The sequence below is a fragment of the Mesorhizobium sp. M7A.F.Ca.CA.002.04.1.1 genome, assembly GCF_004022805.1.
Lineage (GTDB): Bacteria > Pseudomonadota > Alphaproteobacteria > Rhizobiales > Rhizobiaceae > Mesorhizobium > Mesorhizobium ciceri.
Window position 1 is genome coordinate 1 of sequence record NZ_RZPL01000756.1, and the last position, 2,619, is coordinate 2,619.

General features: G+C 58.3%; 5 protein-coding genes. 3 read left to right on the forward strand and 2 right to left on the reverse strand.

The genetic code is table 11. From position 1 onward, the window contains the following. Together ENZ75_RS27935 and ENZ75_RS27940 are read right to left on the reverse strand one after the other, a co-directional pair. Positions 1–489, reverse strand: a 489-nt coding sequence (locus ENZ75_RS27935; protein WP_128278476.1) for a prepilin peptidase, incomplete at its 3' end; no start/stop codon positions are given. Positions 490–661: 172 nt separating this feature from the next. Further along, a complete protein-coding gene (locus tag ENZ75_RS27940) occupies positions 662–844 on the reverse strand; it encodes a Flp family type IVb pilin (RefSeq protein WP_013533686.1) in 183 nt (60 codons plus the stop codon). A gap of 334 nt (positions 845–1,178) precedes the next feature. Between ENZ75_RS27940 and ENZ75_RS27945 the strand changes: the two genes are divergently transcribed. The 3 genes from ENZ75_RS27945 to ENZ75_RS27955 form a co-directional block, all read left to right on the forward strand. Next, on the forward strand, positions 1,179–1,601 hold the full coding sequence (locus tag ENZ75_RS27945; protein ID WP_013533687.1) for a pilus assembly protein N-terminal domain-containing protein: 423 nt from the start codon (positions 1,179–1,181) through the stop codon (positions 1,599–1,601). A gap of 137 nt (positions 1,602–1,738) precedes the next feature. Beyond that, on the forward strand, positions 1,739–2,320 hold the full coding sequence (locus ENZ75_RS27950; protein WP_063169998.1) for a TadE/TadG family type IV pilus assembly protein: 582 nt from the start codon (positions 1,739–1,741) through the stop codon (positions 2,318–2,320). Positions 2,321–2,358: 38 nt separating this feature from the next. After that, a partial coding sequence (locus ENZ75_RS27955) for a TadE/TadG family type IV pilus assembly protein (RefSeq protein ID WP_164888053.1) occupies positions 2,359–2,619 on the forward strand: 261 nt, incomplete at its 3' end.

Consider the following 2,619-nt stretch of genomic DNA (forward strand, 5'->3'; position numbering starts at 1 on the left):
CATCAAAGGCGAGTCCGGATAGGTCAGCAACCCGCCAAGGCCGAGCGCGACGCCATAGGGAACGCCTTTTGCCTCGTCGGCGAAATGGCGCAGAAACGGATTTTGGCCGGTAACGGCCGCAAGCATCGACTTCCGGTAGAGGATGATCGCGAGCGTCAGCAGGCCGCCGATGATTGTCGAGGCGACAAGATACTCCACGAGATTGACATTGAGGCCCATCCACATCGCGGTTGCGGCCAGAAGCTTGGCGTCGCCGCCGCCCATGCCGCCTATTGCAAACAGGCCGAACGTCACGGCCAGGACCAGGGCGCCGGCGGCGAAATGTCCGCCATAGGCCGCCCAGTCCATGCCTGTAAGGGGCGCGACCAGCGCGAAAACGACGACGAGCAGCACCGGCACGCGGTTGGCGATCGTCATCGACAGCATGTCGGAGATCGCGGCAAACAGCATGCAGAACGGAAAGACGACGAAGATCAGGGCTTCAAGCATCGGCGCCACGCCTATTGTCCGATTTTATTGGGCTCAATCTAAGATATGTTCGATTAACGATTGATGAGGCCAGGAACGAAAAGACGACCTATATTGGCAGCGGCATAAAAAAGGCCGCCACGCGGCGGCCCTTTTCCAGAAAATGCGATGCAAGTGCTCGGCGATAAGCCGATCAGCTGCCGGTCGGCGCGTTGTTCAGGGTGCTGCCAATGTTGGTGAACTTGGCATTCAGCGCATTGCCGAGCGTGCCGGCGCCAGTGATGATGGCGAGCGCGATGAGAGCGGCGATCAGACCATATTCGATAGCGGTCGCGCCGGATTCGTCCTTCACAAAACGTGCGATGAGATTAGACATTCGAGAGCTCCTACTCCACGTGTTACAGCACTTCCGTCAACTTCTGTGATGGTTGATCGGATGCTGCCAATCTAGGGAGAAGCTCTTTCGATCGGCTTAAGAAACAGCCTTACCGATTCCTTTCCCGGTTCGAACATATTGCGTGGTTAACTTCGGGCTAAAGTACCGCCGCGCCTTCCAGTCCCAGGTTTGGCAGGCTTGCGCCCCGACTGGACCGCGCCTCGCGGGGCGCCCTTATCGGCCATTGCAGGATTGGCAACATCGCAGGCTTAACCGTTGGTTCACCAATCTCGTTCATGTTCCGTTGATCAGTCCGCCTGCGTGGAGCGCCTCAATGGCCCAGCCGAGATCGTCAATCCTGATTGCCGCGCTTCTTGCCGTCTCGAGCTTCGTCGCGCCCGCCATGGCCGGCGCCGGCATCGAGGTCACGATGAACCAGGCCAAGATCGTCAAACTGTCGCGTCCCGCAGACACCATCGTGGTCGGCAACCCGGCAATCGCCGACGCTTCCGTGCAGGACGCTTCGACGATCGTGCTCACCGGCAAAGGTTTCGGCGTCACCAATCTGGTCGTGCTCGATACCGACGGCAGTCCCATCGTCGATGAGCAGGTTACCGTCGTGCGGCAGGCTGCTTCGTCGGTGCGCATCTATCGGCGTGCCGAAATCCAGACGATGTCCTGCACGCCGTATTGCGAAAGCTCCTACAAGAGCGAAGCGGAGAAGTCTTCCGAGGCGGAGATGAGCGTCAGCCGATAGGTGGCGTGACCGGCTGCCGGTGCGGTTATTGGCCGGTTAAGAGGCCTGCGCCGACTTTAACGATCATCCAAACCGGACCTCAATCGGTTTGCGTTAATGGTCCTTCCGAGACCGCATAGAGATCGGCAGGATCGGACATGAGCAAGGGATACGGCCGCGCAGGCGACCACAAAGTGAGATGCCCAAGGTTTTTCGCCCGTTTTCTTCGTGACCGGCGCGGCGCCACGGCAATCGAATTCGCGATCCTTTCAGTCCCCTTCGCGCTGCTTGTCTTCGCCATTCTGGAAAGCTGCATCTCGTTTGCCGCGCAGGAAGTGATGGCCAACATCACCGACGATGTCGCGCGCAAGCTTCGCACCGGCCAGTTGAGGGCGGTTGACGTCGCCGGAACCAACTTGCGGGACATGATCTGCACAAAACTGCAGATCATCGTTTCCCAGGATTGTCCCAATCAACTGCTGGTGGATCTTCGCCAATATACATCGTTCGCGGATGCGGCCACGGCCGGCTTCAAGATCCAGAACGGCGATGTCGTATTGACGAAAGGCACCGCAACCCAGTCGTTTTCAGTGACAGCGGGTGCGGCGGAGTCGAGGAACATGCTGCGGGTCTTTTACAAATGGCCGATCATGACCGACCTGCTGGCCAAATCAATGGGCGGCAACAAGACGCTGCACTTCGCATCGGTGACCTGGCAGAACGAACCGTTCGACAACTGAGCGGAATGCACGAGCAGTATAAGAAAAGGGCAATGGGCATGATGCGTGCGGGGGCACATCTTATGATTACGGGAGTTTGGCGGAAAACAAGTCTGTTCTGGTCCGATCGTCGTGGCATCGCGGCGGTCGAATTCGCGTTGATCATGCCAATTCTGCTGATCATGTATTTCCTCACAATGGAAGCGTCGCAAGCCATCGAGACCAGCAAGAAGGTCAGCCGTATCGGCAGCATGGTGGCCGATCTCGTCACCCAGCAGACAAGCGTCCTCAAGGCAGATGTCGACGCCATCATGCAGATC